The following is a 3,423-nucleotide window of genomic DNA, read 5'->3' as shown; positions in this document are numbered from 1 at the left end:
AAAATGAACCATCATCCTATACACCTGCTCACTACAGTTAAGTTGATACCTTGCTGTTGCATTTTCAATGCCGTTTCATAAAGACGTCCTTTGTTTGCAAGCCGGCTAATATCCTCAGTAAGAACCTTGATGCTTCCAGCAAGACTAATCGCTTCTTCATAATCACCATCACGTAATGCCTCTGACAGCATGATTGATAGCTCTTCTGCTGATTCGATTTTTCTTTTTGCGATAGGAACATCTGACTTCAAGAAATGATTAGTATTCATACTGAAACCGCCTGCCTTCCTTCTTGTTTTGCCATAGCAACTTGATCAACCAGCGCTTTCCGCGTCCATCTATCTGCAAGTTCCTGCATTTTCAACCCGTGAGTACGAACAAGTGAATAAATCAATGTTTTGTTAGCCGCAATCAAATCAAAAATCTGCTTAATATCAGCCATTGGCAGTTCCTCTGTTTTACCTGGTCGATTATCCGTTAGCCAACGGGCTAAATGTTTGGTTGCTTGTAATGCTTCTTCCAATTGGTGAACCATATTAATTACTGCTTTACTTGCACATTCATTAAGTGCCGGATCAATTGGAGCAGCCGCAGTTGGATGGAGTTTAAATAAGTAATGGACAAGATCAATATGTTCATAGGCATCGCACTTCTCAAACCAATTAATACATAACTCTGGAGTGAGCTTGGCAAGTCCATTTTCAACGTCTGAAACATACCTTTGATCCTTACCTCCGATTAACTTGCCGATTTGGTATTGGGAAAGACCTGCAGCCTTTCGGGCACTACGCATAATCTGCGGTAAATTCCGCATGTTGTATGGGTTGTTCTCCATATGTTTGCCTCCTGATATATTGAGTTTTCAGTTTTAAAATTGAAGTTAAAAGACCATGCTGTTTATAAATGACTTAGGCTGATTCCTTTTTATTTTGTTGCGCAAGCTTCTCTTGGTGTTCATTCATTCGCTGAACAAGTATGCCACTGAGATATTTGTAAGCTTTGGCCTCTGCCAGTTCAAACAGCGGTCCTTTTTTCAAGATGACTTTCATAATTAAGCCCCCTTATCTGTACTTGTCTTGTATTAAGGACACGTTTCGTGTCTACTTTGAGTAAAAAAAATTTCATCTACAGTTGTTCCATAATAGTCTGCAATCTTTTTGGCCAGACTTAAGGAGGGAGTTCTATCCCCTCTTTCAATTGCCCCTAACATCTGTGGAGTTATGTTTAAGTCATTAGCAACAACTGCTCTTGACGTGTTTCCACGTAAGGAAAACAAAACTTCCCTTTCCAATTATAACACCCCCTTAGAAACGTTTTGTTTCCTTTTACGATTTATAATATACAGGACACAATACGTGTCCGTCAAGTGTTTTCAGAAACTTTTTGTTTCCAAATGTAGAAACGCTTAGTTTCCAAGTTATAATTAATAACAAGGAGTGAGTGTATATGTTAGGTAAAAGGATAGCAGCTTTAAGAAAAGAAAAAGGTCTAAGCCAATATGAACTCGCAGACAGATTAGGCTTTTCAAGAGGAAAACTTGCTAATTATGAACAAGGCACTCGCGAACCTGATTACGAAACATTAATCAAAATAGCCGACTTTTTTGATGTATCTACAGACTACCTTTTAAGAGGAAAAGATAAATCATCAAATATAATCACTGACGATGCAAAAAAAGTGTTAAACGATCCTGAAACGTTCCTTGCAGCAAAAGACGGTGAGATAACAGATGAGATCTTACAGGCTGCTTTGGAGATTATAACGGAGCAATTAAAGGAAAGACGGAAATCAGATAAATAAACGCAGTTAGTTTATTATTATTTATTTCTGTTTATTATGTTTAATTCTGTTTACTAATAAGATTTAGATTCTCATTTATATCTCAATCATACCCTCATTTATAAAGTGACTTTTGAATCCCATACAAACCCTTACGTGGCAAGGGTTTTTGTTGTTTTTCTCATTTATATTATCATTTATGTTTCTTTTACATTTTCATATATAAAAATGAAGTGGCCTGATTACATAAGGAGCGTTTATTGTGAAGAGAACCATTGAGTTTTTTTTAAGTTTGACAGGGAGCCTATTGGGTGTTGTAGCATCTATTTTTGCTTTAGTTATCGCCTATCTTGATTTATTTTTTCATTTAATTAGATACTTTGAAATGACAAGCGACCTTCTTGTAGAGTCATGGGTATCTTTGATCCTTTCATGTATTGGGTTTACAGCTTCAATTGTTGTCTTATTTAAGCCAAAGTTGAGCAGTGTTCTACTATTTGTCTCAGGGGGAGGACTTATATGTATTGATTGGTTCTATTTAATACCAGCTATACTTATGATCATCCCCGGGATCATGGTATTTGTAAGGAAAGGAAAAACTGCTCCTAAATCTGTTTAAATCTGAACACAAAAGAATCGCGACTGGCGGTTCTTTTATTGTATTTTCCTGTTTTAAATAAACTGATTCATTATCATTGGACAGTACCGTAATCAAAAACAATATCTTTCTTGTCTAAATCCCCCTTAAAATTTTTAGCATAAGTCATGGTTAAATGTACACTTTTATCTATCCACCAAGTTCCATCATCAGTGTTCGTATCCCAAGTAACATCTATATCCCTGCCCAAATTCTCAAAAAACACCAAATTTCCAACAGCTACTGTTTTTCCGTTGATCTTGTAATATATTAAAACAATTTTCTTATCGAATATACCTGTCCCGTGCTTTACGATTGTTAAACTATAAGGCTTATTAGGACATTGCTCTTCAAGTATAACTTCAGGAATTAAAAATAAAACATAACAAATGAATAGAATTGGTACAATCGTTAACCTTTTTAATAATTTTTTATTGATATTTAACCTCTTCAACATAGTCCTCCCTTTTTAACAATCCATTTCATTTGGGATACACCCCCATCATTGAACGTATTTCCTATGAAAAATGATTTTGAACCTCCATAGGAACCCTTACATGACAGGGTTTTTGTTGTTTTTTCATTGTATATCAAGACCTAAATCAAAAAAGCCATAAAAATAAGGAGTGATACATATTATACATGACTAATATGTATAACTCCTTTAGTTCTTGTTCAATAATCGTGCCCGATTGTGGAAGAACGTTATTGAACTAAAAGCCCCCGATAGTTGGATAAGAAAAAGAACTTGCTATTTCTCAAATACATCCACCAAGTTTTCAATGTTAGTTTGCTTTTCATACATACTAATAAAAAAATAAAACCTTGTTAAAGCTTTACAAGACAAACTGAATTGATTATAGTCTAATTAGACTAAAATATTGATGTAAAGAAGTGAAAAATGAGATGATAAAGTCTTTTTTAATGTTGGGGCAGTCGAATATGGCGGGCCGTGGATTTTTGAATGAAGTAGACCCTATCTATAATGAAAAAATAAAAATGCTGCG

8 protein-coding genes are annotated in these 3,423 nt (G+C 35.1%); 3 read left to right on the top strand and 5 right to left on the bottom strand.

The window, feature by feature from the left end:
- Positions 1 to 11 precede the first annotated feature (11 nt).
- The 4 genes from LWH95_RS21345 to LWH95_RS21330 all read right to left on the bottom strand — a co-directional run bounded on the left by LWH95_RS21345 (position 12) and on the right by LWH95_RS21330 (position 1,291).
- A complete protein-coding gene (locus LWH95_RS21345) occupies positions 12 to 269 on the bottom strand; it encodes a YqaH family protein (protein WP_015714340.1) in 258 nt (85 codons plus the stop codon).
- Positions 266 to 835 carry a helix-turn-helix domain-containing protein gene (locus LWH95_RS21340; RefSeq protein ID WP_232920342.1) on the bottom strand — a complete coding sequence of 190 codons (570 nt, stop codon included), beginning with the start codon at positions 833 to 835 and terminating at the stop codon, positions 266 to 268. The genes LWH95_RS21345 and LWH95_RS21340 overlap by 4 nt, the downstream gene beginning before the upstream one ends.
- A 73-nt stretch (positions 836 to 908) precedes the next feature.
- Positions 909 to 1,049, bottom strand: coding sequence for a hypothetical protein (locus LWH95_RS21335; RefSeq protein ID WP_232920341.1), 141 nt, complete (start codon positions 1,047 to 1,049; stop codon positions 909 to 911).
- 32 nt (positions 1,050 to 1,081) lie between these two features.
- Positions 1,082 to 1,291, bottom strand: a complete 210-nt coding sequence (locus LWH95_RS21330) for a helix-turn-helix transcriptional regulator (RefSeq protein ID WP_232920340.1) — start codon at positions 1,289 to 1,291, stop codon at positions 1,082 to 1,084.
- A gap of 155 nt (positions 1,292 to 1,446) precedes the next feature.
- Between LWH95_RS21330 and LWH95_RS21325 the strand changes: the two genes are divergently transcribed.
- A complete protein-coding gene (locus tag LWH95_RS21325; RefSeq protein WP_017697587.1) occupies positions 1,447 to 1,800 on the top strand; it encodes a helix-turn-helix domain-containing protein in 354 nt (117 codons plus the stop codon).
- Between the two features lie 241 nt (positions 1,801 to 2,041).
- Positions 2,042 to 2,398, top strand: coding sequence for a hypothetical protein (locus LWH95_RS21320; RefSeq protein ID WP_232920339.1), 357 nt, complete (start codon positions 2,042 to 2,044; stop codon positions 2,396 to 2,398).
- Positions 2,399 to 2,471: 73 nt separating this feature from the next.
- Here the strand turns inward: LWH95_RS21320 and LWH95_RS21315 are convergent, their stop codons facing one another.
- Positions 2,472 to 2,873: a hypothetical protein gene (locus tag LWH95_RS21315; protein ID WP_232920338.1), complete on the bottom strand. Its 402-nt coding sequence runs from the start codon at positions 2,871 to 2,873 to the stop codon at positions 2,472 to 2,474.
- A 449-nt stretch (positions 2,874 to 3,322) separates the two neighbouring features.
- Between LWH95_RS21315 and LWH95_RS21310 the strand changes: the two genes are divergently transcribed.
- Positions 3,323 to 3,423 (top strand): sialate O-acetylesterase (locus LWH95_RS21310; protein ID WP_232920343.1); only part of this gene is annotated, 101 nt, incomplete at its 3' end.

This window comes from Bacillus sp. G16, assembly GCF_021282335.1.
Classification (GTDB): domain Bacteria; phylum Bacillota; class Bacilli; order Bacillales; family Bacillaceae; genus Bacillus; species Bacillus inaquosorum.
The sequence above is the reverse complement of the archived record's forward strand: the minus strand, read 5'-3'. Positions and strand labels throughout refer to the sequence as shown.

Excerpts from the sequence above, each read along its gene's own strand:
- LWH95_RS21325 (WP_017697587.1), top strand. The coding sequence starts at position 1,447 with ATGTTAGGTAAAAGGATAGCAGCTTTAAGAAAAGAAAAAGGTCTAAGC.
- LWH95_RS21335 (WP_232920341.1), bottom strand. The coding sequence starts at position 1,049 with ATGAAAGTCATCTTGAAAAAAGGACCGCTGTTTGAACTGGCAGAGGCC.
- LWH95_RS21315 (WP_232920338.1), bottom strand. The coding sequence starts at position 2,873 with ATGTTGAAGAGGTTAAATATCAATAAAAAATTATTAAAAAGGTTAACG.
- LWH95_RS21340 (WP_232920342.1), bottom strand. The coding sequence starts at position 835 with ATGGAGAACAACCCATACAACATGCGGAATTTACCGCAGATTATGCGT.
- LWH95_RS21345 (WP_015714340.1), bottom strand. The coding sequence starts at position 269 with ATGAATACTAATCATTTCTTGAAGTCAGATGTTCCTATCGCAAAAAGA.